Origin of the sequence: Streptomyces sp. B15 (assembly GCF_018070605.1) — a bacterium.
Lineage (GTDB): Bacteria > Actinomycetota > Actinomycetes > Streptomycetales > Streptomycetaceae > Streptomyces > Streptomyces smyrnaeus.
Genome location: NZ_JAGPXJ010000060.1, coordinates 27,759 through 48,251 on the forward strand (window position 1 = coordinate 27,759; position 20,493 = coordinate 48,251).

Sequence of the window (20,493 nt, forward strand, 5' to 3'; positions counted from 1 at the left end):
CGTGGCGCCGACCGCTCGTGCGAGACGAGTGCGGTGCCGGCGTCCGGTGCGTTCGTGGAAGCGGAGGGGATTTCTCGTGAGGGCACGTCATCGACGCTAGGAAGGGATTCCGGAAGGCGGCCCAACGTAAAGGCAACAGCCGGTTAACAGCACACCGACGAATGCCCAACGGGCCCGCGCCGCCGCCCCGTTCACCATCCCGCCACGCGTCGTTCACCCGGAGGTCCGCCGCAGGTCAAGACGGGGCGGGGCGCGAACCCTAAGGTCCCTCGGGTGGTCAAGCTCTCCGTCATCGTGCCGTTTTACAACGTGCAGTCATACGCCCCGGAAACGCTTCGGAGTCTCCGAGCGAACGCGCGCCAGGATTTCGAGTTCATTCTGGTCGACGACGCTTCCAAGGACGAGACGCCGGAGATTCTGGAGCGAGCCGAAAACGACTTCCAGGACGTTGCGCAGGTGGTCCGGGTACGGCACGCGCGCAACGGCGGTCTGGCGACCGCGCGCAACACGGGGCTGGACCGGGCGAGCGGCAAGTACGTCACGTTCCTGGACGGTGACGACTGGCTGGCTCCCGGCTACTACGAGCAGCTGCTCGCGTGCATCGAGCGGCTGGACTGCGACTTCGTACGCACCGATCATGTGCAGTGCACGGCGCGCTCCCGCACCCTGGCGCGGGTGCCGCACGGCCGGCGGGGCGTGGTGGAGGATCCGCGGGCGGCGATTCTGCCCGCCACCCGCAGCACGTCCGTGGACTACGCCTACGCCTGGGCGGGGATCTACCACCGCAGGCTGCTGGACGAGGGGCTGCTGCACTTCACCGACGGGCTGCGCACGGCCGAGGACCGGCCGTGGATCTGGCGGCTGCACCGGGAGGCCCGCTCGTTCGCCGCCGTGGGGCTGCTGGGCGTCTTCTACCGGCGTGGGGTCGCCTCCTCGCTCACCCAGATCGGCGATGTGCGGCAGCTGGACTTCATCCGCGCCTTCGACCAGGTGATCGAGGAGACCGCACGGGACCGGGACGCTCAGCAGTTGCTGCCCAAGGCGATCCGCACCTACTGCGCGATCATCTCGCACCATTTGACCAGCGGCAGGTTCGAGCCGCAGGTGGCCCGCAAGCTGCGGGCGATGAGCGCGGCGGCACTCAAGCGGCTCCCGGCGGATCTGCTGTCGGAGGCGCTGGACTCGATGGACAGCGAACGGGCCTCCCGGCTGCGGCGGCTCCGCAGGCGTCCGGGCCAGCCCGCGCCCGCGACCGGTCCGGCGTCCGGCACCGGCACCGGCACCGGCACCGAAAGCGACACCACCAGCTCCAGCGGCACCGAAGGCGCCACCGGCACTCCGGACGGCACCGCACCGGGCGGGCCCGGCAAGGATCGCGACACGGAGGTGGCGGCCTGATGCGTACGCAGTTGTTCTTCGCCTCGACCCTCTACGGTGCCGCCACGCTCGCCGCGGCCGTCGACGCGGACCACTTCGGCCCCGCGGACCAGCGGCTGCTGCTGGTCAGCAACAACGCCGCCAACCCGGAGACCTCGGCGGCGCTCGACACCATGCCGGGCTTCGAGCGGCTGCGCCCCCGCTTCGACCGGGTGCTGTCGTGGAACGAGACGATCCGTCCCTTCCACCCGGGCGGCTGGTCGCCGCGTGGGGACGACGCCCCGCTGTGGGAGCGGCATCTGCGGTTGCTGTGGGGTCTGGGCGACGGCCCGGAGGACGAGGTCACGCTCGTTCTGGAGTCGATCCAGGTCGAGCCCGCGCTGGCGGTGGCACGGTTGTTCCCGGACGCGCCGATCGAGGTGTACGCGGACGGGCTGATGAGCTACGGCCCCACCCGCAACAAGCTGGACCCGCTGGTGGGTACGCGGGCGCGCCGGCTGCTCCATCTGGATCTGGTGCCGGGCCTGACGCCGTTGCTGCTCTCGGAGTTCGGGGTACGGCCCGAGGTCGTTCCCACGGACGCGTTCCGCGGGGTGCTGGCCGAGGTGGCCCAGGACGTGCCGCCGTCGGTGACCGCGGCGCCCCGGGGGGCGGCGTTGCTGCTGGGGCAGTATCTGTCCGCGCTGGAGATCCTCTCCCCCGAGGAGGAGGAGCAGCTGCATCTGCGGATGCTGCGCGGTGCGGCGGCACGCGGCCACCGCGAGGTGGTCTTCAAGCCGCATCCGGTGGCTCCGGTGCGCTGGTCCCGTGCCCTGGAGAAGGAGGCGGGCGAACTGGGCGTCGCCCTGACGGTGCTGGACTCGCCGGTGCTGGCGGAGGCGCTGTACGAGCGGCTGCGCCCGGCGCTGGTGGTGGGCTGCTTCTCGACAGCGCTGCTGACGGCGTCCGCCTTCTACGGCCTGCCCGTGGCACGTACCGGCACCGAGCTGCTGCTGGAGCGGGTGGCGCCGTACCAGAACAGCAACCGCGTGCCCGTGACACTGGTGGACGCGCTGCTGCCCGATCTGGACGACGAGGCGGCGGGTGCCGAGGCGGCCGTGCCCTCCGGGCGGGAGCTGACGGGTCTGGTGCGCGCCGTCGGCTTCTGCATGCAGCCGCAGATCTACCCGGAGCTGCGCCCGGAGGTGGAGCGCTATCTGGCGTCCCACCTGTCACCGGCGACCCGTCGCTACTTCAAGCGGCGCCGGCTGACCGCGCTGGCTCTGCCCGGCGCGGTGCCACGGCAGTTCGCGTTCGTCCCCCGCAACCGCACGGTACGCCGCGTCGCACGCCGTGCCCGCGCCCTCAAGCGCGCGGCCCTGGGCTGACGGCCGTCATCCGGCGCCCTGCCCGCCCGGGACCGTCGTGTTCTCGGCGAGGACCGTGGCGCGCAGCCCGGCGAGGAGGGCCCGCAGGCCCTCCTCGAAGCGGGCCTCGTAGTCCGTGAACAGGTCAGCGGAGACCTGCGCGGCCAGCGGGTAGGCGGCCATCCGCGCGGCGCGTTCGGCCGGGTCGTAGCCGGGGGCACGCTCGTCGGGGAAGGGCTGGACGGCCTGCTCCTCGATGACGAAGCCGATGGTGTAGCTGAAGGCGGTGACGAAGGCGCGAGCTGCCGCGTTCACGGTGAAGCCCGCCTCGGTCATCATGCGCAGATAGCGCTCCTGCCCCGCGGCGTGCTCCGTGGTGGTCAGCCGGGTGCCGCTGAAGACCTTCGCCCCGTCCCGGTAGCGCAGCAGCGTACGCCGCAGCTGCCGCAGGCTCTCGGCGAACCATTCCTCCCAGGAAGCCTTCCCGGACACCGGGTCGGCGAGGTCGCCCAGTTCGCGCGTCATGGCGGTGGCCATCTCGTCCAGCAGCGCCTGTTTGCTGGCGAAGTGCCAGTAGAGCGCGGGTGCCTTCACGTTCAGCTCCTTGGCGATCCGGCGCAGGCTGAGCCCTTCCAGCCCCGTCTCGTTCAGCAGCCGCAGCCCGGTCTGGGCGACCTGCGTGCGATCCAGCCGGGGAGCCGCTGTCCGCCTTCCCGGCCTTCCCGGCTCTCCGGGCTCTCCGGGCTCTCCGGGCTCTCCCGGCGCCTCCGGGGCTTGCTTGCTCGGCTCTCTCTTCACAGGCACGCCGCCAGTTTATCGCCGTTAAGGCTTGACGACTTAACGATGTTAAGTGCACCCTTCCGGCATGACTCCACTTAACGACGTTAAGGGCACTGTGGGGGCACCGAGCACCGAGGTGCTCGTGGTCGGCGCCGGGCCCACCGGCCTCACCCTCGCCTGTGACCTGCGGAGACGCGGTATCGACGTCCGCGTGGTGGAGCGCGCCGACCGCCTGGCCCCCGGCTCACGTGGCAAGGGCATCCAGCCGCGCACCATGGAGGTCCTCGACGATCTGGGCCTCGCCCCGGCGGTACGCGAGGCCGGCGGCCCCTACCCGCGGATGCTGGTACGCCGCCCCGGCCGGCCCGTCGCGGAGTACGACATGGTCGAGCGCGCCGAGCCGAGCGCCGGCTCCCCGTACGCCGAGGTGTGGATGCTCCCCCAGTGGCGCACCCAGGAACTGCTGTACACGCGGCTGCGGGAGCTGGGCGGCGAGGTCGTCTTCGGTACGGCCGTCACCGAACTGGCGCAGGACGCCACCGCCGTCACCGCCCGGCTGTCCACCGGCGGAACGGTCCGCGCCGCGTACGCCGTGGCCTGCGACGGCGGACGCAGCACCGTCCGGGCGGCGCTCGGCATCGGTATGACGGGCACGACCGTCGACCCCGAACCGTCGGTCGTCGCCGACGTCCGGCTGTCCGGACTCGACCGCGGCCACTGGCACGTCTGGCAGGACGACACCCGCGGGGTCCTCACCCTGTGCCCCATGGCGGGCACCGACACCTTCCAGCTCTTCGCCCAGCACGCCGGGTTGGAGGAGGGCAGCCCGCCTGAGGAGATCCTCCGCCGACTGCTCGCCACCCGCACCGATCTGTCACCCGACCAGCTCAAGGAGGTCGTCCACGCCTCCCAGTTCCGGGTCAACGCCGCGCTGGCCGAGCGCTTCCGCGCGGGCCGGGTCCTCCTGGCAGGCGACGCAGCCCATATCCACTCCCCCGCGGGCGGCCAGGGCCTCAACACCAGCGTGCAGGACGCCTACAACCTCGGCTGGAAGCTCGGCCTCGTCCTGCGCGGGCAGGCCGCCGAGGCGCTGCTGGACACCTACGAGGAGGAGCGGGCGCCGCTCGCCGCGCAGGTGCTCGGCCTCTCGACCCAGTTGCACGGGCGGGCCGCACGCCGCGGCCGCGAGACCCAGCAGCTGGACCTCGCCTACCCGGACAGTTCACTGACCCGTCACCCGGCCGCACCTCACCCCAGCCCGCTCGCACCCGGCGACCGCGCCCCGGACGCGCCCCTGACCTCTCCCGGCGACACCGCTCCCGGCGACGCCCGGCGGGTGTTCGATCTGCTGCGCGGCCCGCACTTCACGCTGCTCGCGGTGGGCGACGCGGCGCCACCCGCCGGCCTCCCCGCGTATCTGCGCACCCACGCCGTGGCCGCGACCGCCCCTTACGCGCCCGACGGCCTCTACCTCGTCCGCCCGGACGGGTACCTCGCGCTGATCACCGAGGATCCCGGCGAGGTGACGGCCTACGTCGCCGGCCTGGCGTCGCCGCGGTAGGGCCGCACCGGCGCGGACGGCTCCCTCACAGCAGCGGCGGCCATCGCTCGTGCCAGCGCTGGTCGGCCTCCAGCTGGGCGGCGAGCCGGACCAGCAGGGGCTCGCTGTGCGCGGGGCCGAGGAACTGGGCGCCCAGCGGCAGGCGGTCCGGCTCGGTGAGCGCGGCGGGGACGTTGATACCGGGCCAGCCGAGCACGTTCCACGGCCAGGCGTACGGGCAGTGGGCGATCATCCTGCGGTCGGTCTGCCAGCCGGAGAGCCGCGCCAGATCGCCGATCCGGGGCGGCGGGGTGGCGGTGGTGGGGGTCAGGACGAGGTCGTAGCGGCGGAAGATCCGGCCGACGTGGCGGCGCAGCGGCCCCTCGGCGGCCCTGGCCGCACGCAGCACGGGGCCGCCCAGCAGCCGTCCGGTGCGGGCCGTCGCCCGGGTGCGCGGATCCAGCAGGCCCGGGTCGGGGGTGCGCCGCACCCAGGTGCGGACGCCCGCGGTGGCGCGGGGGACGAACGTCAGTCCTATCGGGCCGTAGTGCGGGTCCGCCTCCTCCACCTCGTGCCCCAGCGCGGCCAGCCGCTCGGCGAGGGTGCGGACGGCGGCTTCGACGCGGGGGTCCAGCTGTTTCGGCGTCGCGGTGAACGCCCAGCGGGTGGACAGCGCGATCCGCAGCCGCCCCGGGTCCCGGCCCACGGCCGCACGCGCATCCACCGGCGGCGGCCGGTGCAGATCGCCCTCGCGGTTGCCCGCGGCGGCGTCCAGCAGCAGCGCCGCGTCCTCGACGGTGCGCGCCAGTGGTCCGAAGACGGTGATGCCGTTGAACGCCTCCGGGTCCGGCCAGGTCGAGATGCGTCCGCGCTGCGGTTTGATGCCGACCAGGTGCGTCCACGCGGCGGGGATGCGGACCGAGCCGGCCCCGTCCGAGCCCAGCGCGGCGGGCACCAGCCCGGCCGCGACGGCCGCCGCCGCGCCACCGGAGGAGCCGCCGGGGGTGTGCGCGAGGCTCCAGGGGTTGCGGGTCTCTCCGAAGGCGCTGCCCTCGGTGAACGGCCACTGCCCCAGCTCGGGGCTGTTGGTCTTGCCGACGACGACCGCGCCGGCCGCCCGCAGCCTGCGCACGACCTCCGCGTCGGCCGTCTTGAGCGGGAAGGCTCCGGCGCAGCCGAACGCGGTGGGCTCTCCGCACACGTCGGTGTCGTCCTTGACCGCCACCGGCACGCCCAGCAGCGGACGCCGCTCTCCCCGCGCCAGCGCCCGGTCCGCGGCGTCGGCCTCGGCCAGTGCCGCCTCGGTGCGCAGCAGCCGGAAGGCGTTCAGCGTGGGCTGTGTCGCCTCGATACGGGCCAGCGCCCGCTCGGCCAGCGCCCGGGAGGTCACCTCGCCGGCTGCCAGCAGATCCGCGGCGCGGGCCAGGCCGGGCAGCGGCTCCCGCGCTCCGCTGCCGCCGGCCCGCGGCTGTTCGGCGGACCCCGTCCCGGTACCGGTCGACATGGACACCTCGCAGGCTGCTCGTCGGTCGTCGCTCGTCGGTCACGCCTGCGCCTACTGTCCCCGGTCCACACCCCGTTTGAAACCCGTCGGTAACAACTCGGCTGCTCGGCTACCGGTCCCCGCCCGCACCCCCTCCGCCCGGGGCCGGGCTCACAGGGCGTCCGACGGCTCGTAAGCGCCCCACACCTCGCGCAGCGCGTCGCACACCTCGCCCAGCGTCGCCCGGGCGCGCAGCGCCTCCTTCATCGGAGGCAGCACGTTGTCCTCCTCCCGCGCGGCTGCCCGGCGCAGCGCGTCCAGCCCGGACCGTACGGCCGTGGCGTCGCGCCCGGCGCGCAGCCGCTCCAGCCGCTGGGCCTGCGCCGCCTCCAGACCCGGATCGACGGTCAGCGGCACATACGGCTGCTCGTCCGCCGCCTCGGTGCGGAAGCGGTTGACGCCCACCACGACGCGGTCGCCGTTCTCGATCTCCTGGGCGACCGCGTAGGCGCTGCGCTCGATCTCGCTCTTCTGGAAGCCCTGCTCGACGGCGGCCACGGCACCGCCGCGGTCCTCGACACGCCGCATCAGGTCGAGCACCGCCTCCTCCACGCCGTCGGTCAGCGACTCGACGGCGTACGAACCGGCGAACGGGTCGACGGTCGCGGTCACGTCCGTCTCGTGGGCCAGCACCTGCTGGGTGCGCAGCGCCAGCCGGGCCGCCGACTCGGACGGCAGGGCGAGCGCTTCGTCGTAGGAGTTGGTGTGCAGCGACTGGGTTCCGCCCAGCACGGCGGCGAGGGCCTGCACGGTGACGCGGGCGACGTTCACCTCGGGCTGCTGCGCGGTCAGTTGGACGCCCGCCGTCTGTGTGTGGAAGCGCAGCATCTGCGACTTGGGGTTGCGCGCGCCGAACTCCTCGCGCATCACCCGTGCCCAGATCCGCCGCGCGGCACGGAACTTGGCGACCTCCTCCAGCAGCGTGGTGCGGGCGACGAAGAAGAACGACAGCCGGGGCGTGAACGCGTCCACGTCCATGCCCGCCGCGACGGCGGCCCGGACGTAGGCGATGCCGTTGGCCAGGGTGAAGGCGATCTCCTGTACGGGCGTAGCCCCCGCCTCGGCCATGTGGTAGCCGGAGATGGAGATGGTGTTCCAGCGCGGCAGTTCGGTGCCGCAGTAGCGGAAGATGTCCGCGGTCAGCCGCAGTGAGGGCTGCGGCGGGAAGATGTAGGTGCCGCGCGCGATGTACTCCTTGAGGACGTCGTTCTGCACGGTCCCGGTCAGCGCGGCCGGCGCCACCCCCTGCTCCTCCGCGACGATCTGGTAGAGCAACAGCAGCAGGGCGGCGGGCGCGTTGATGGTCATCGACGTGGAGACCTCGCCCAGCGGGATGCCGTCGAAGAGCGCCCGCATGTCCGCCACGGAGTCGATGGCCACGCCGACCTTGCCGACCTCTCCGGCGGCCTGCGGGGCGTCGCTGTCGTACCCCATCTGGGTGGGCAGGTCGAAGGCGACCGACAGCCCCGTGGTGCCGTGCTCGATCAGCCGGCGGTAGCGTGCGTTGGACTCGGCCGCCGTCCCGAATCCCGCGTACTGGCGCACCGTCCACGGCCGCCCTGTGTACATCGTCGGATAGACGCCCCGCGTGAAGGGGTAGCCGCCCGGCTCCCCCAGCCGGGCGGCGGGATCCCACCCCGTCTGCGCCTCCGGTCCGTAGACCGGTTCCACGGGCAGCCCCGACTCGGACAGCTGTCGGCCGGAATCGGTGGGACGTGTCATCGCAAGTGCCTCCTGAAGAGCCCCGCACCAGGTGGAAGCCCGCGCACCTGGGAACGCGCGGACGCGCGGCGGTCGTCCCGCCCAGCATCACCCGCAGCGCCACAGGTTCGCGAGGGCGGCGCGCTGGGCAGTCATGGACCCGTACATCCGTCGAACCTCCCGGGGGTGGGGATGCACAGGAGGGGAGCAACGGCCCTGCGCGGTCTGGCGGCCTCGGCGGCGGTGCTGCTGTCCGCCGGCACGATCGCCGGATGCCAGGTCAAGGACGGTGCGAGTGGTCCGGCTGTCCGCATTTCCCAAGCGCCGCAGCAGGCACCGCAAAAGCCACCGAAACCGTCGGCGCCGTCCGCACGCACCAACACGCCGCCGAAGCCGGTGAAGCCCGTCAGGCCGACGCCGAAGCCCGAGGCCGCGCAGCCGGTCGCGCAGGCCGTACGGATGGCGCCCGGCGCGCGCGGCGCACACGTACGCGAACTCCAGGCGCGGCTGCGGCAGTTGGGCCACTTCGGCCGGAATCCGACCGGCTACTACGGGCCGGTGACGGCCGCGTCGGTCACCGCGTTCCAGAAGCAGCGCGGTATGCCCCGCACGGGCAAGGTCACCGACGCGGTGCTGAGCGCGCTGCGCGCCCGCACCCACCAGCCCACCCGCACCGAGCTGTATCCGCCCACCAGCCGCCCGCCCGCCAAGCCGGACCCGCGCTGTACGACAGGCCGCGCGCTGTGCATCAGCAAGACGAGCCGCACGGCGGCGTGGATGGTCGACGGGAAGGTGCGAACGGCCATGGACGTGCGGTTCGGGTCGGCGTACACCCCGACCCGGGAAGGCCGGTTCAAGGTCGATTTCAAGAGCAGGCGCCATCACTCGACCCTCTACGACACCCCGATGCCCTACGCCATGTTCTTCAGCCGCGGGCAGGCGGTGCACTACTCCGCGGACTTCGCCGCCCGCGGCTACGCCGGAGCATCACACGGATGTGTGAACGTCCGCGACAGGAAGAAGATCGCGAAGGTCTTCGCGGAGATCCGCCCGGGCGACAAGGTCATCGTCTACAGGTGACTGTGCGCCTCTTGAGTTGCTGAGCTCTTGAGCTGCTGCACTCGCGGGCTCCGGGGAAAGAAGGGGGCGCGGGCGGGACCGGGGGAACGTGTCCCGCCCGCGCCATCGCGCGAACCCAGAGGTACGGGGGGAACCTCGGGCCTACCGCGCCGCCGATGACCAGTCGGCTCACTCTCTTCAGCGCCGTGCGCGGCGAAAGTGTCACACCGTCGGTTCAGTGGTCCGATGTGGCGCCCGTCACGGCCGCGCGGACGCCGCGGTGCGGCTCGCGTCGGTCGTGGGATCCGCCGAAGGGGACGGCGTGCTGCCGCCTGCCGTGCCGCCGCCGGTGGCCGAGCCGCCGGGGTCACCCGGGACCGGGGGGTCGCCGTCACCACCCGTCGAGCCGCCGTCGCCCCCACCGCTGCCGTTTCCGCCCCCGCCGTTGCCGCCGCTCTGGCCGCCGCCGCCCGAACTGCCCTGGCCGCCACCGCCGCCGGAGCCGCCGTTGCCGTGCTGGGCGCAGAACTTGCGCACCACGGACCGGCCGCCGGCCGCGCGTTCGAGCTTCCTGCGGTCGTCGGCCTTCAGCTTGTCGGCCACGTACGCCTTGCACAGGGCGGCGGCGATGGCGTCCTTCTTGGAGGGGTCGAGGTGCCCGTCGCCGGGGAGTTCGCCGCCCGGGTCGCCCTTGCCCCGGCCCTTGCCGTCCTTGTCGTTCCTGCCGTTCTCGTCGCCACCGGCGCCGCCGGAGTCGGCCAGATCCCGGGAACCGCCCCGCCTGTGCTCCCCGTCACCGCCCTCGCCGTTCCCGTCGGACCGGTCACGGCCGTCGTGCCGGTCACCGGCGGTGTCGCGGCCGGGGGTCCCTTCGTCACCGCTTCCGCCGCTGCCGGTGCTCCCGGCGTCGGGGCTGTCGGCCGGGGAGACGGTGACCGAGGGCGCGTCGCCGCTGGAGAAGGGCGTGGGCAGCACTCCCGTACCGGCCGCGACCGCGACACCGCCGAGCGCGCAGCCCGCGAGGGCGACGGCGAAGCCGGCGCGCAGGGGCCTGCCGGTCAGCAGATGGCGGGCCCGGCCGCGGGCGCCGCCCAGTGCGCCGCCACCGCCGAGCGTGGTCGCCGGGGCGGGACCGGGCGCGCCGCCGGGCGAGGTGCCGAGGCGGGCGGCGCGGAACGCGTCCAGCGCCGCGGCCTCGCCGGGGAGTTCGAGAGAAGTGGCACGGGGGCCGGTGGCCGGAGGAGGTGTGCTGTACGCGGTGGACAGTTCGTCCAGCGCGGCGGCGAGCCGGGCCGCCGTACGACGGTCGGCTTCGCGGAACCAGTCGTGGGAGGGCACGTCGAGACGGCCCTCGGCTCTTCGTCCACGGCGTCCGGGGCCCGAGGACCCTCCGGCGACGGCGGCCTCGGGGGGCTGCTGCGGGCCGGGGCGCTCCGGGGGGAGGGCGCGGTCCTGCGGTGCGGCGGAAGGTGTGTGCTCCGGCGGCGGACCGGGCTCGTATCCGGCGGCCCCCGCCTCGTTCTCCGGCGCCTCGTTCGACCGCTCCGGTGCGGTCGGTGCGGCCGGGCCGAAGCCCTGCTCGGGGCCCGTACCCGGGTCGTCGCCTTCGCAGGCGTCGACCGGCAGTCCGCGCAGCAAGCGCTCCGCGGTTTCTTCATCCAGCCAGCTGTACCGGTCGTCCGCCATCACGTTTCCCTCAGCGTTCGTGTGGCTTTATGCGTCACACCGCGGGCCATACCGCGCGTCCTGCCCTTGGTCACGCCCCCGCCGGGCCTGGGCCCGCCGCCCCGCCCTCCGGAGCCTTCGACGGGGCCCTCGACCGACCCGTCGGCCATCGGGCCGCTCGTCGCCGGGCCGCCGATGCCGTCGGCCGCGTCACCGGAAGGTCCCGGCGTGCCCTCCTCCAGCAGCTCGGCGAGTTTGCGCAGTCCGCGGTGGGCCGCCGTGCGTACGGCGCCCGACCTCTTGCCCAGCACCTGCGCGGCACTTTTGGCGTCCAGTCCGACCACGACCCGCAGTACCACCGCCTCGGCCTGGTCGCGCGGGAGCTGGGATATGAGCGCCATCGTGCTGCTGGTGCCCAGCGCCTCCAGCGCCTCGTCCGCCGTGTCCGCGCCCGCTGGCAGGCCGGTCAGTTCGCTCTCGTCACCGCCGACAGCGGGGCGGCGCCCGCGCATCCGCAGATGGTCGAGCGCCCGGTTGCGGGCGATCCGCGCCGCCCAGCCACGGAACCGGTCCGCGTCGCCCTTGAAGCGGGACAGGTCCCGGGCGATCTGCAGCCACGCCTCGCTGGCCACGTCCTCGGCGTCCGCGTCCGGCACCAGCGTGCCGGACGTAGCCGAGCAGGCGCGGGTGCACGGCGCGGTAGACGGTGCGGAAGGCGGGCTCGTCCCCCTCCTGCGCCGCGCGCACCGCAGCGGTCAGCTCCGCGTCGTCCCCCTGCACGCTCGTGTCTCGCCCCACTCCGCGAAGGTGTCTGTGCCTGCGCCGCTGCCGGGGGTCGGAGTCCCGACTGCCAGGATGCGCTTCCCGGCTGCCAGGTTCGGTCGACCTGGCGCGACGCGAGGAGCACGCTAAGGCCAAATGTGCACGCTCGTCCATGCCGGAGTCAGGCGCGAGCGGACAGCGCGCTGTATGTGAAGATTCAATCACGTGCCGTCAGCGAAACAGGCTCAGCGCGGTGACAGATGTTCGGGCGGTGCGGGTGACCGGCGTAACACATTGCGGGGCATCGACGCTGAGGGGAGTACGGGCAAGCCGCTGGCGTAGTGAGCCCGTGTCCGACGGCGACCGGGGTCTCTCCTGTGGGGGGTGGCGACCCCGGTCGTCTTCGGCTTTTTCCCGGCAGCTGCCCGCAGGTCGTGCGCCTCGCTGCTCGTCCGCCACCCTGTCGGGCCCCGCGGGTCGGCCCCGTGCCACGATGCGGCGGCATGAACGGTCCCACACCGCCCCGTCCCTCCCCGCGTCTCACCGAGTTGGCCCGGCACTTCGCGCTCCCGGACGCCGACGCGGGGACGGCCCCGCCACAGGCGCCCGCCCCCGTCCCGGTGGACTGGCCCGCCGTCGAGTCCTGGCTGGGGCTGCGGCTGCCCGGCGACTACAAGGAACTGGTGACGGCCTACGGGCCGCTCGACATCGGCGAATACGTCTGGGTGCACGCGCCGTGCGTCCAGCGGGACAGATTCGACTACGGCGACTGGCTGCGCGAGACCCACCGGCAGACGCGCATCAACTCGCGCGGTGCGGGCCCCGACGGGCCGCCGCCCTTCCACCCCGCGCCCGGCGGGCTGCTGGCGTGGGGCGAGACGCGGAGCAGCGCGCAGCTGTTCTGGGACACCTCGGCCTCCGACGACCCGGACGAGTGGCCCGTGGTCCTCTTCGACTGGGACCCCTACCCCAGCCCCGATCCGGACGCCGCTCCCACGACCCGTCCCTGGTACCACCTCGGCCGCACCGCGACCGAAACCCTCACCGCGCTGCTGACCGAGGGCATCCCCATGGACGGCGGCGGCCGGTTCGGACCGCTGCCCGGCACCGCCCGGCGCACCGCGTTCCTCCCCGACGCCGCCCCCTGGACGCCGCCGCCGCCCGAGCCCGAGCACGACCCGGCCCGGCGCGCCGCGCTGAGCGAGGGCAGCGGGACGGCCGCGCTCACCACGCTGGTCCCGCCCCCGCCGGAGCCGTATCTGGGCGACGCGGCGGCCGACGGCTGGGAGCCCCTCTTCGCCGAGCTGGGCACCCGGCTGCCGCGCGAGTACGTCACGCTGCTGAACACCTACGGGGCGGGCTGCTGGTCGCAGTGGCTGCGCTTCCACACGCCGCTGCGCCGGGCCGAGGGCGCCCCCGGGTCGCCGTCCTCCGGCGACGGCCGGGGGACGGCGGGAGGGTTCGTCCGGCATGTGCAGGAGGCCAACGACGCCTACCGGTCGCTGCGCGCCAACTGGCGCGAGGAGTATCCGCTGGCGGTCTGGCCCGAGCCGGGCGGCTTTCTGCCGTTCGCCAACTCCATCGACGGCGATGTGCTCGGCTGGCTGACCGAGGACGAGGATCCCGACCGGTGGCCGCTGCTGGTGTGGCCGCGGCACGCCCCGCAGGGCCCGCCGCTGGAGGACACCTTGGTCGAGACCCTGCTCGCCTGGCTTCGCGGGCACTTCGCCGCGCCCGGTTTCGCGGAGCTCGACGAGGACGACGACCCGCTCGACTTCATCGGCTTCGAGCCCTGGACGGACGCCGCCTACTGGTGACCGGCCGCCCGATGGTGCGCGCCGGCCCCGCGGTGCGGGCTCACACCGCCAGGGGCAGCGGGTGGATCTCGTCCGCCGGGTGCCCTGCGCGGTCGTGCACGCGTTGGACGGCGTCGGCCGAGGGCGCCTCGGAGAGGCAGTAGACGGTCCCCGATTCCGGGTCCGCCCAGGCCCGCTCGAAATGCACGCCCTCTTCTCCTTCGATCTCCTGGTCTGCCTGGTGGGCGGCCCTGAGCTGCTCGGCCGTGATGCCCTCCATGCCGTGGTGTACATCCATGAACCGTGTCATCGCTGCTGCTCCCGAGGTGGACGCTCCGTGCTTCCATGCTGCTCCTGGCAGCTTCGTGCCGCACGTCGGCGCCCATGCGGGCCCCGGAGGGGAGGGGGCGTGCCGGTCAGTCCACCCGGTTCGCCAGCTTCACGAAGTCGGACCAGGAGCGTTCGGGCCGCTGGGGGTCCCAGAGCTTCTGGGCGGTGGCGGCGAGCGGCAGCCGGATCCCGCGGGCGACCTGCTCGGTGGTCTGCGCGTCCGCGAGGTCGCCCCAGACGGCGAACCGGCCGCCGAGGATGTGGTCCCGCCCGGCCCACTGCTTGGGCACCGGCTCGGTGCCGCGCACCACGGCGGGGGTCCAGTCCTCGTAGATGCGGCGGCCGGTCGGGTAGGTGAAGTTGTTGGGCTGGCCGAGGACGTAGTACAGGTACTCGTCGTTGAAGTTGACGACCTCCCAGCCCTCCCGCAGATACTCGGCGGGCTGCCGCTCCCCCTGCTCCCGCCCGGTCCAGTAGGCGACCTGGCGGGGTTTGTTCGGCTTGACGACGCCGCCGCGGTGCATGCCGTCGTTCCACACCTGCGGCATCTTGCCGTGTTTGCGCAGCGTCGCGGCGCGGTCGTTGAGCCAGGCGGTCGCCAGATCCTGGACCTTGGCGTTCTCGCCGAACCGCTTCCGCGCCTCCTGGGCGAGGCCGGGGTAGGTCTGCTCGGGGTTCTGCGTCATCAGCGCCTGGTACTCGTCGCCGCCCGCGTGCGCGTACCTGCCGGGGAACAGCTCGGCGAACTCGACCAGCAGGTCGTCGACGAGGTCGGCCGCGGCCGGCTTGCTGATGTCGATGGCGCCGCGCGGCGTCCGGCCGGAGGCGCTGCGCAGCTGGAGCTCCGGGTGGGCCTTCAGTACGGCGCCGAGGTGGCCGGGTGAGTCGATCTCCGGGATGACGGTGATGTGCCGGGAGGCGGCGAGCTCGACGATGTCGCGGATCTGCTCCTTGGTCAGATGGGGGTCGGAGACGATCTCGGGGTGGGTGTCGCTCTCGACGCGGAACGCCTGGTCGTCGGAGAGGTGCAGCTGCAGTTGGTTGAGCTTCAGGTCGCCCATCTCGCGGATCCGGTTCTTGATCCAGTCGGCGCTGAAGTTCTTGCGGGCGATGTCGAGGGAGAAGCCGCGCTGAGGGCGGTCCGGCGCGTCCCGCACGGTGCCCTCGGCGAACCGGCCCTGGGCCCGGTGGGTCTGGAGCAGGGTGCGGGTGCCGTAGAAGACCCCGGCGTCGTCGCTGCCGGTGATGGTCACCTTGCCGTCGCGGCTGACCAGCCGGTAGCCCTCCGGCCCACTGCCGGGCTCGCCACCCTTGCCCTTCTCATCCCTCTTGTCACCGTTGTCGCGTTTGAGTTCGATGTCGCCGGTGCGGGACGGGCCCTTGGCGACCTTCACCTTCAGTTCGTCGGCGAGGAGTTTCGCCTCGTCACGCAGCGAGTCGCTACCGGTGACGACGCGGGTGTGCTCCGTGCGCTGCCACCCGGGACCGCGCACGGCCTTCCATTCGCGTACGGAGGGAACGGCGGCGGGGGTCGGGCCGAGCCGGTCGGGGCCCTTGGGGGGCTGCTGGCCGCGGTCGTTCGTGGACGCGGAGGCGGAGGGCGCGTCTCCCCCGCCGCCCCCGTCGCCGTTCGCGCCGCAGGCGGTCAGGCCGGTGAGGCCGACGGCGAGGGTGAGCGCCAACAGAGCACCCGAGCGGCCTGCTGCCCCGGTGTCGGCCCGTCCGGACTTCTTCGACCAGTTTCGTCCCATACGACTACGGTATTTCCCCTTCTCAACCCTTCCCCGTCAGCTATGCGCTCCCGCGCGTTCCCTTCCGGGTGAAAAACACGCTTCGGACGGCCGATCCTCCCTCGGCCGCGACTACGGTGACGACACCGGGCCGACATCGGGATCCTTCGGACCTTACGGAGCGCATGAGCCTTCCCACTCCTTCCCAGTCGCAGCCGCGAACACAGCGGATACCTCTGGACCGGCTCAACACCGCGGCCGTCACCACGGTCGAGCCCCTGCTGCTGCGCTGCTGCGGCAGCCGCCGCTGGGCGCGGCGGATCGTGGCGCACCGGCCCTATCCGGACCGGGAAGCGCTGCTGGCGGCGGCCGACGAGGCGAGCTACGACCTGACCTCGGCGGACCTGCGCGAGGCGCTGGTCTGCGAGTCGGCGGCGCACCCGCTGGAGGGGGAGCCGCAGCTGGGGGCGCTCGCCGCGCACACGGCACTGCGGGCCGCTCACGGGGCGTACGAGCGGAAGTTCGGGCACGCGTTCTTGTGCTGTGTGGACGGCTTCGCCGTCCAGGAGCGGCTGGATCAGGTGCTGGCGGGAATCCGGTTGCGGTTGGAGAACGATGCGGACGAGGAGTGGGCGGTGACGGCCGAGGAGCTGCGGCGGCTCGCGCGGGGTCGGCTGGGGCGGCTGGTGACCTCCGATTCACCGCGATAGCCCCCGCACAAGGGGCCGAACGGTGCATCGCGGCAGCAGCACACCGTGTGTCGCCCCTCACATCGCAGATAGTCCGTCCGTGCCTGATTGATCACACCTGCATACCCCTGGGCGAACGTGCCGACAGCCCGTCGCTACGATGACCGAGGCCGGTGGACCGTACCCGGCCGGGCCCGCCCGACCTACCGAAGCCGGCAGGCCCCAATATCCGCTCCCGGAGGGTTTATCCGTGCCGGCTGGAACGCTGTACCGCGGCCGGGAAGGAATGTGGTCCTGGGTGGCTCATCGAGTCACCGGCGTCCTCATCTTCTTCTTCCTGTTCGTGCACGTGCTCGACACCGCGCTCGTCCGCGTCTCGCCAGAGGCGTACGACGACACTGTCGCGATCTACAAGACTCCGCTCGTCAATCTGATGGAGTACGGCCTGGTGGCCGCCATCCTGTTCCACGCGCTCAACGGCCTGCGGGTCATCGCCGTGGACTTCTGGTCGAAGGGCGCGAGGTATCAGAAGCAAATGCTGTGGACCGTGCTGGGCGTGTGGACCGTCCTCATGGCCGGTGCCTTCTACCCGGTCCTGCAGCACACGCTGCGCGAGCTGTTCGGGAGCTGATGTCTGATGTCGACGACCGAGACGACCGAGGCCGCGAAGAACGAGGCCGGAGGGTCCGCCGACCCCACCGATGAGGTGGCACGGATCGACGTGGACCACCCGGCCCCCGTGATCGAGCCGCCGCGCAAGCGGACCGCGAAGACGCCGAAGGCCTCCCGCGGCAATTTCGAGATGCAGACGTGGCTGTTCATGCGGCTGTCGGGCATCGTGCTGGTGGTACTGGTCCTGGGCCATCTGCTGATCCAGCTGGTGCTGGACGGCGGTGTGAGCAAGATCGGCTTCGCGTTCGTCGCGGGCCGCTGGGCCTCGCCGTTCTGGCAGGTGTGGGACCTGCTGATGCTGTGGCTGGCGATGCTGCACGGCGCCAACGGGCTGCGCACGGTGATCAACGACTACGCCGAGCGCGACAACACCCGCTTCTGGCTGAAGATGCTGCTGTACACGGCCACCGTCTTCACCGTCCTGCTGGGCACGCTGGTGATCTTCACCTTCGACCCGAACATCCGCTGACGTACCGGGGCTGAAGGCTGAGGTTTTCCTGATGAACAACGTCAAGATCCACAAGTACGACACCGTCATCGTCGGTGCGGGTGGCGCCGGTATGCGCGCGGCCATCGAGTCGACGAAGCGCAGCCGCACCGCGGTGCTGACCAAGCTCTACCCCACCCGCTCCCACACCGGCGCGGCGCAGGGCGGCATGGCCGCCGCCCTGGCCAACGTCGAGGAGGACAACTGGGAGTGGCACACCTTCGACACGATCAAGGGCGGCGACTACCTGGTCGACCAGGACGCCGCCGAGATCCTCGCGAAGGAGGCCATCGACTCCGTCCTCGACCTGGAGAAGATGGGCCTGCCTTTCAACCGCACCCCGAACGGCACCATCGACCAGCGGCGGTTCGGCGGGCACTCCCGCAACCACGGTGAGGCCCCGGTGCGCCGCTCCTGCTACGCGGCGGACCGCACGGGCCACATGATCCTCCAGACGCTGTACCAGAACTGCGTCAAGGAGGGTGTGGAGTTCTTCAACGAGTTCTACGTCCTGGACCTGCTGCTCAGCGAGGACGAGGGCGTCAAGAAGACCGCCGGCGTCGTCGCCTACGAGCTGGCCACCGGGGATGTGCACGTCTTCCAGGCCAAGGCCGTCGTGTTCGCCTCGGGCGGCAACGGCAAGTTCTTCAAGGTGACCTCGAACGCGCACACCCTGACCGGTGACGGCCAGGCCGCCGCGTTCCGGCGCGGGCTGCCGCTGGAGGACATGGAGTTCTTCCAGTTCCACCCGACCGGCATCTGGAAGATGGGCATCCTGCTCACGGAGGGCGCCCGCGGTGAGGGCGGCATCCTGCGCAACAAGGACGGCGAGCGCTTCATGGAGAAGTACGCGCCCGTCATGAAGGACCTGGCCTCCCGTGACGTCGTCTCCCGCGCGATCTACACCGAGATCCGCGAGGGGCGGGGCTGCGGCCCCGAGGGCGACCACGTCTTCCTGGACCTCACCCACCTGCCGCCCGAGCAGCTGGACGCCAAGCTGCCGGACATCACCGAGTTCGCCCGCACCTACCTGGGCATCGAGCCGTACACCGACCCGGTGCCGATCCAGCCGACCGCGCACTACGCGATGGGCGGTATCCCCACCAACGTGCTGGGCGAGGTGCTGCAGGACAACAACACCCCGGTGCCCGGGCTGTACGCGGCCGGCGAGGTGGCCTGCGTCTCCGTGCACGGCGCCAACCGGCTGGGCACCAACTCCCTGCTGGACATCAACGTCTTCGGCCGCCGGGCCGGTATCGCGGCTGCCGAGTACGCCTCCACCGCCGACTACGTCGAGCTGCCTCAGGAGCCCGCCAAGTTCGTTCTCGATGAGATCGAGAACCTGCGGGACGCGACCGGCAGCGAGCGCGTGGTGGAGATCCGCAAGGCGCTCCAGGAGTGCATGGACAAGAACGTCATGGTCTTCCGCACGGAGCAGACGCTCAAGGAGGCCGTCGAGGAGATCGGCGCCCTGCGCAAGCGCTTCCGCGACATCAGCGTGCAGGACAAGGGCAAGCGGTTCAACACCGATCTGCTGGAGGCCCTGGAGCTGGGCAACCTGCTCGACCTGGCCGAGGTGACGGCGGTCTCCGCGCTGGCCCGCAAGGAGTCGCGCGGCGGCCACTACCGCGAGGACTTCCCCAACCGCGACGACGTCAACTTCATGCGGCACACCATGGCGTACCGCGAGGTGGGCGACGACGGCACCGAGTCGATCCGGCTGGACTACAAGCCGGTCGTGCAGACCCGCTACCAGCCGATGGAGCGTAAGTACTGATGAGCACTGCAACGCTGGAGAAGAACGACGCCGCCGACCCCTCGGGCGCCGAGGGCGGTGCCGCCGCGCACCTGATCACCGTCACGCTGCGGATCCGCCGGTTCAACCCGGAGGTCGCCGCGGAGCCGCAGTGGCAGGACTTCACCCTGAAGATCGACCCGAAGGAGCGCGTCCTGGACGCGCTGCACCAGATCAAGTGGGAGCTGGACGGGACGCTGACGTTCCGCCGCTCCTGCGCGCACGGCATCTGCGGTTCCGATGCCATGCGGATCAACGGGCGCAACCGGCTCGCCTGCAAGACGCTGCTGAAGGACATCTCCCCCGAGAAGCCGATCACCGTGGAGCCCATCAAGGGGCTCACGGTACTCAAGGACCTCGTGGTCGACATGGAGCCGTTCTTCCAGGCCTATCGCGATGTGATGCCGTTCCTGGTGACGACGGGGAACGAGCCGACCCGTGAGCGGTACCAGTCCGCCGAGGACCGGGAGCGGTTCGACGACACCACCAAGTGCATCCTGTGCGCGGCGTGCACGTCCTCCTGCCCCGTCTTCTGGAACGACGGGCAGTACTTCGGGCCCGCCGCGATCGTGAACGCGCACCGGTTCATCTTCGACTCGCGGGACGAGGCCGGGGAGCAGCGGCTGGAGATCCTCAACGACCGGGACGGGGTGTGGCGCTGCCGGACCACCTTCAACTGCACGGACGCCTGCCCGCGCGGTATCGAGGTGACCAAGGCGATCCAGGAGGTCAAGCGCGCGCTGATCACTCGCCGCTTCTGACCTGTCGGGGGCCCGGCCGCGGGCCCCCTCACGGTCCTCAGGGCTTAAGCCCGGAACCCCCGCCGATGCCGTCGGCGGGGGTTTCAGCATCCCTGGACGAATTCCAGGGATGCGCCGAACACGGCGGCGACCTCCGCTTCGGAGGCGCCGTACCAGCCGTGGTCGGCGCCGGACACCAGCCGGAGTTCGGCCGGGACGCCGACGGCCCGCAAGGCGGTCGCCAGGTCCTCGGTGTGGGAGGAGTCCACCATGGTGTCCGCCGTGCCGTGGGCGAGGAAGAACGGTGGGGCAGCGGCGTGCACCTGGGCGAGCGGGCCGGCGACCGTCCCCGCCCTGGCCCGCGGCGACACCGACGACGACGCTGTGGTGGCGTTCCATGCGGTAGGCGTGCGGACAGTTCTTGGGGACGAAGCCGAAGTCTCCCGGGGTGAGGAGCTTCTCCTGCTGCTCGCCCTCGGTG

General features: G+C 72.2%; 17 protein-coding genes and 2 pseudogenes. 10 read left to right on the forward strand and 9 right to left on the reverse strand.

Going from position 1 to position 20,493, the window contains the following annotated elements:
- Window positions 1–273 precede the first annotated feature (273 nt).
- Both KBY19_RS24315 and KBY19_RS24320 read left to right on the forward strand, forming a co-directional pair.
- Complete coding sequence (locus KBY19_RS24315) at window positions 274–1,398, forward strand: glycosyltransferase family 2 protein (protein WP_210966712.1); 1,125 nt, start codon at window positions 274–276, stop codon at window positions 1,396–1,398.
- Window positions 1,398–2,744 carry a polysialyltransferase family glycosyltransferase gene (locus KBY19_RS24320; RefSeq protein ID WP_210966713.1) on the forward strand — a complete coding sequence of 449 codons (1,347 nt, stop codon included), beginning with the start codon at window positions 1,398–1,400 and terminating at the stop codon, window positions 2,742–2,744. Before KBY19_RS24315 ends, KBY19_RS24320 begins: the two co-directional genes overlap by 1 nt.
- Window positions 2,745–2,750: 6 nt before the next feature.
- Here the strand turns inward: KBY19_RS24320 and KBY19_RS24325 are convergent, their stop codons facing one another.
- The gene (locus KBY19_RS24325) at window positions 2,751–3,413 is read right to left on the reverse strand and encodes a TetR/AcrR family transcriptional regulator C-terminal domain-containing protein (RefSeq protein WP_247691365.1); all 663 of its coding nucleotides are present in this window, start codon (window positions 3,411–3,413) and stop codon (window positions 2,751–2,753) included.
- Window positions 3,414–3,588: 175 nt separating this feature from the next.
- Here KBY19_RS24325 and KBY19_RS24330 point away from each other — a divergent pair, with 175 nt between their 5' ends.
- Entirely contained in the window at window positions 3,589–5,064 is a 1,476-nt protein-coding gene (locus KBY19_RS24330) for an FAD-dependent oxidoreductase (RefSeq protein WP_210966714.1), read from the forward strand.
- A 25-nt stretch (window positions 5,065–5,089) separates the two neighbouring features.
- On the opposite strand, the gene KBY19_RS24335 is transcribed toward KBY19_RS24330, so the two are convergent.
- Entirely contained in the window at window positions 5,090–6,547 is a 1,458-nt protein-coding gene (locus KBY19_RS24335; RefSeq protein ID WP_099886737.1) for an amidase, read from the reverse strand.
- A gap of 150 nt (window positions 6,548–6,697) precedes the next feature.
- Window positions 6,698–8,308 carry a methylmalonyl-CoA mutase gene (locus tag KBY19_RS24340; protein WP_210966715.1) on the reverse strand — a complete coding sequence of 537 codons (1,611 nt, stop codon included), beginning with the start codon at window positions 8,306–8,308 and terminating at the stop codon, window positions 6,698–6,700.
- 171 nt (window positions 8,309–8,479) lie between these two features.
- Here KBY19_RS24340 and KBY19_RS24345 point away from each other — a divergent pair, with 171 nt between their 5' ends.
- A complete protein-coding gene (locus KBY19_RS24345; protein ID WP_210966724.1) occupies window positions 8,480–9,367 on the forward strand; it encodes a L,D-transpeptidase family protein in 888 nt (295 codons plus the stop codon).
- Window positions 9,368–9,604: 237 nt separating this feature from the next.
- Here the strand turns inward: KBY19_RS24345 and KBY19_RS24350 are convergent, their stop codons facing one another.
- Together KBY19_RS24350 and KBY19_RS24355 are read right to left on the reverse strand one after the other, a co-directional pair.
- Window positions 9,605–11,032 carry a hypothetical protein gene (locus KBY19_RS24350; protein ID WP_210966716.1) on the reverse strand — a complete coding sequence of 476 codons (1,428 nt, stop codon included), beginning with the start codon at window positions 11,030–11,032 and terminating at the stop codon, window positions 9,605–9,607.
- A pseudogene (locus KBY19_RS24355) lies at window positions 11,032–11,791 on the reverse strand (RNA polymerase sigma factor). Before KBY19_RS24355 ends, KBY19_RS24350 begins: the two are co-directional and overlap by 1 nt.
- A gap of 485 nt (window positions 11,792–12,276) precedes the next feature.
- On the opposite strand from KBY19_RS24355, the gene KBY19_RS24360 reads away from it, so the two are divergent.
- Window positions 12,277–13,590: an SMI1/KNR4 family protein gene (locus KBY19_RS24360; RefSeq protein WP_247691364.1), complete on the forward strand. Its 1,314-nt coding sequence runs from the start codon at window positions 12,277–12,279 to the stop codon at window positions 13,588–13,590.
- A 40-nt stretch (window positions 13,591–13,630) separates the two neighbouring features.
- On the opposite strand, the gene KBY19_RS24365 is transcribed toward KBY19_RS24360, so the two are convergent.
- Window positions 13,631–13,879, reverse strand: coding sequence for an SCO4226 family nickel-binding protein (locus KBY19_RS24365; protein WP_099883584.1), 249 nt, complete (start codon window positions 13,877–13,879; stop codon window positions 13,631–13,633).
- Between the two features lie 106 nt (window positions 13,880–13,985).
- On the reverse strand, window positions 13,986–15,650 hold the full coding sequence (locus KBY19_RS24370) for a glycoside hydrolase family 20 protein (RefSeq protein ID WP_210966717.1): 1,665 nt from the start codon (window positions 15,648–15,650) through the stop codon (window positions 13,986–13,988).
- A gap of 164 nt (window positions 15,651–15,814) precedes the next feature.
- Between KBY19_RS24370 and KBY19_RS24375 the strand changes: the two genes are divergently transcribed.
- The 5 genes from KBY19_RS24375 to KBY19_RS24395 all read left to right on the forward strand — a co-directional run bounded on the left by KBY19_RS24375 (window position 15,815) and on the right by KBY19_RS24395 (window position 20,033).
- Window positions 15,815–16,339: a 2-oxo-4-hydroxy-4-carboxy-5-ureidoimidazoline decarboxylase gene (locus KBY19_RS24375; protein WP_210966718.1), complete on the forward strand. Its 525-nt coding sequence runs from the start codon at window positions 15,815–15,817 to the stop codon at window positions 16,337–16,339.
- Window positions 16,340–16,568: 229 nt separating this feature from the next.
- Window positions 16,569–16,949, forward strand: coding sequence for a succinate dehydrogenase, cytochrome b556 subunit (gene sdhC, locus KBY19_RS24380; RefSeq protein WP_099883582.1), 381 nt, complete (start codon window positions 16,569–16,571; stop codon window positions 16,947–16,949).
- 6 nt (window positions 16,950–16,955) lie between these two features.
- Window positions 16,956–17,459 (forward strand): succinate dehydrogenase hydrophobic membrane anchor subunit, encoded by a 504-nt coding sequence (locus tag KBY19_RS24385; RefSeq protein ID WP_221506027.1) that lies wholly within the window; start codon window positions 16,956–16,958, stop codon window positions 17,457–17,459.
- Window positions 17,460–17,490: 31 nt separating this feature from the next.
- Window positions 17,491–19,254: a succinate dehydrogenase flavoprotein subunit gene (gene sdhA, locus KBY19_RS24390; RefSeq protein ID WP_099883581.1), complete on the forward strand. Its 1,764-nt coding sequence runs from the start codon at window positions 17,491–17,493 to the stop codon at window positions 19,252–19,254.
- Window positions 19,254–20,033 (forward strand): succinate dehydrogenase iron-sulfur subunit, encoded by a 780-nt coding sequence (locus KBY19_RS24395; protein ID WP_099883580.1) that lies wholly within the window; start codon window positions 19,254–19,256, stop codon window positions 20,031–20,033. Before sdhA ends, KBY19_RS24395 begins: the two co-directional genes overlap by 1 nt.
- A gap of 83 nt (window positions 20,034–20,116) precedes the next feature.
- On the opposite strand, the gene KBY19_RS24400 is transcribed toward KBY19_RS24395, so the two are convergent.
- Complete coding sequence (locus KBY19_RS24400; RefSeq protein WP_307843606.1) at window positions 20,117–20,383, reverse strand: prolyl oligopeptidase family serine peptidase; 267 nt, start codon at window positions 20,381–20,383, stop codon at window positions 20,117–20,119.
- Window positions 20,361–20,493: pseudogene (locus KBY19_RS37600) on the reverse strand (quercetin 2,3-dioxygenase); the annotation flags it as partial. The pseudogene KBY19_RS37600 and the gene KBY19_RS24400, both read right to left, overlap by 23 nt.

Bases quoted from the DNA above. Each gene is read 5' to 3' on its own strand.
- KBY19_RS24320 (WP_210966713.1), top strand. From the start codon at position 1,398: ATGCGTACGCAGTTGTTCTTCGCCTCGACCCTCTACGGTGCCGCCACG.
- KBY19_RS24330 (WP_210966714.1), top strand. From the start codon at position 3,589: ATGACTCCACTTAACGACGTTAAGGGCACTGTGGGGGCACCGAGCACC.
- KBY19_RS24335 (WP_099886737.1), bottom strand. From the start codon at position 6,547: ATGTCGACCGGTACCGGGACGGGGTCCGCCGAACAGCCGCGGGCCGGC.
- KBY19_RS24340 (WP_210966715.1), bottom strand. From the start codon at position 8,308: ATGACACGTCCCACCGATTCCGGCCGACAGCTGTCCGAGTCGGGGCTG.
- KBY19_RS24345 (WP_210966724.1), top strand. From the start codon at position 8,480: ATGCACAGGAGGGGAGCAACGGCCCTGCGCGGTCTGGCGGCCTCGGCG.
- KBY19_RS24350 (WP_210966716.1), bottom strand. From the start codon at position 11,032: ATGGCGGACGACCGGTACAGCTGGCTGGATGAAGAAACCGCGGAGCGC.
- KBY19_RS24360 (WP_247691364.1), top strand. From the start codon at position 12,277: ATGAACGGTCCCACACCGCCCCGTCCCTCCCCGCGTCTCACCGAGTTG.
- KBY19_RS24365 (WP_099883584.1), bottom strand. From the start codon at position 13,879: ATGACACGGTTCATGGATGTACACCACGGCATGGAGGGCATCACGGCC.
- KBY19_RS24370 (WP_210966717.1), bottom strand. From the start codon at position 15,650: ATGGGACGAAACTGGTCGAAGAAGTCCGGACGGGCCGACACCGGGGCA.
- KBY19_RS24375 (WP_210966718.1), top strand. From the start codon at position 15,815: ATGAGCCTTCCCACTCCTTCCCAGTCGCAGCCGCGAACACAGCGGATA.
- KBY19_RS24385 (WP_221506027.1), top strand. From the start codon at position 16,956: ATGTCGACGACCGAGACGACCGAGGCCGCGAAGAACGAGGCCGGAGGG.
- sdhA (WP_099883581.1), top strand. From the start codon at position 17,491: ATGAACAACGTCAAGATCCACAAGTACGACACCGTCATCGTCGGTGCG.
- KBY19_RS24395 (WP_099883580.1), top strand. From the start codon at position 19,254: ATGAGCACTGCAACGCTGGAGAAGAACGACGCCGCCGACCCCTCGGGC.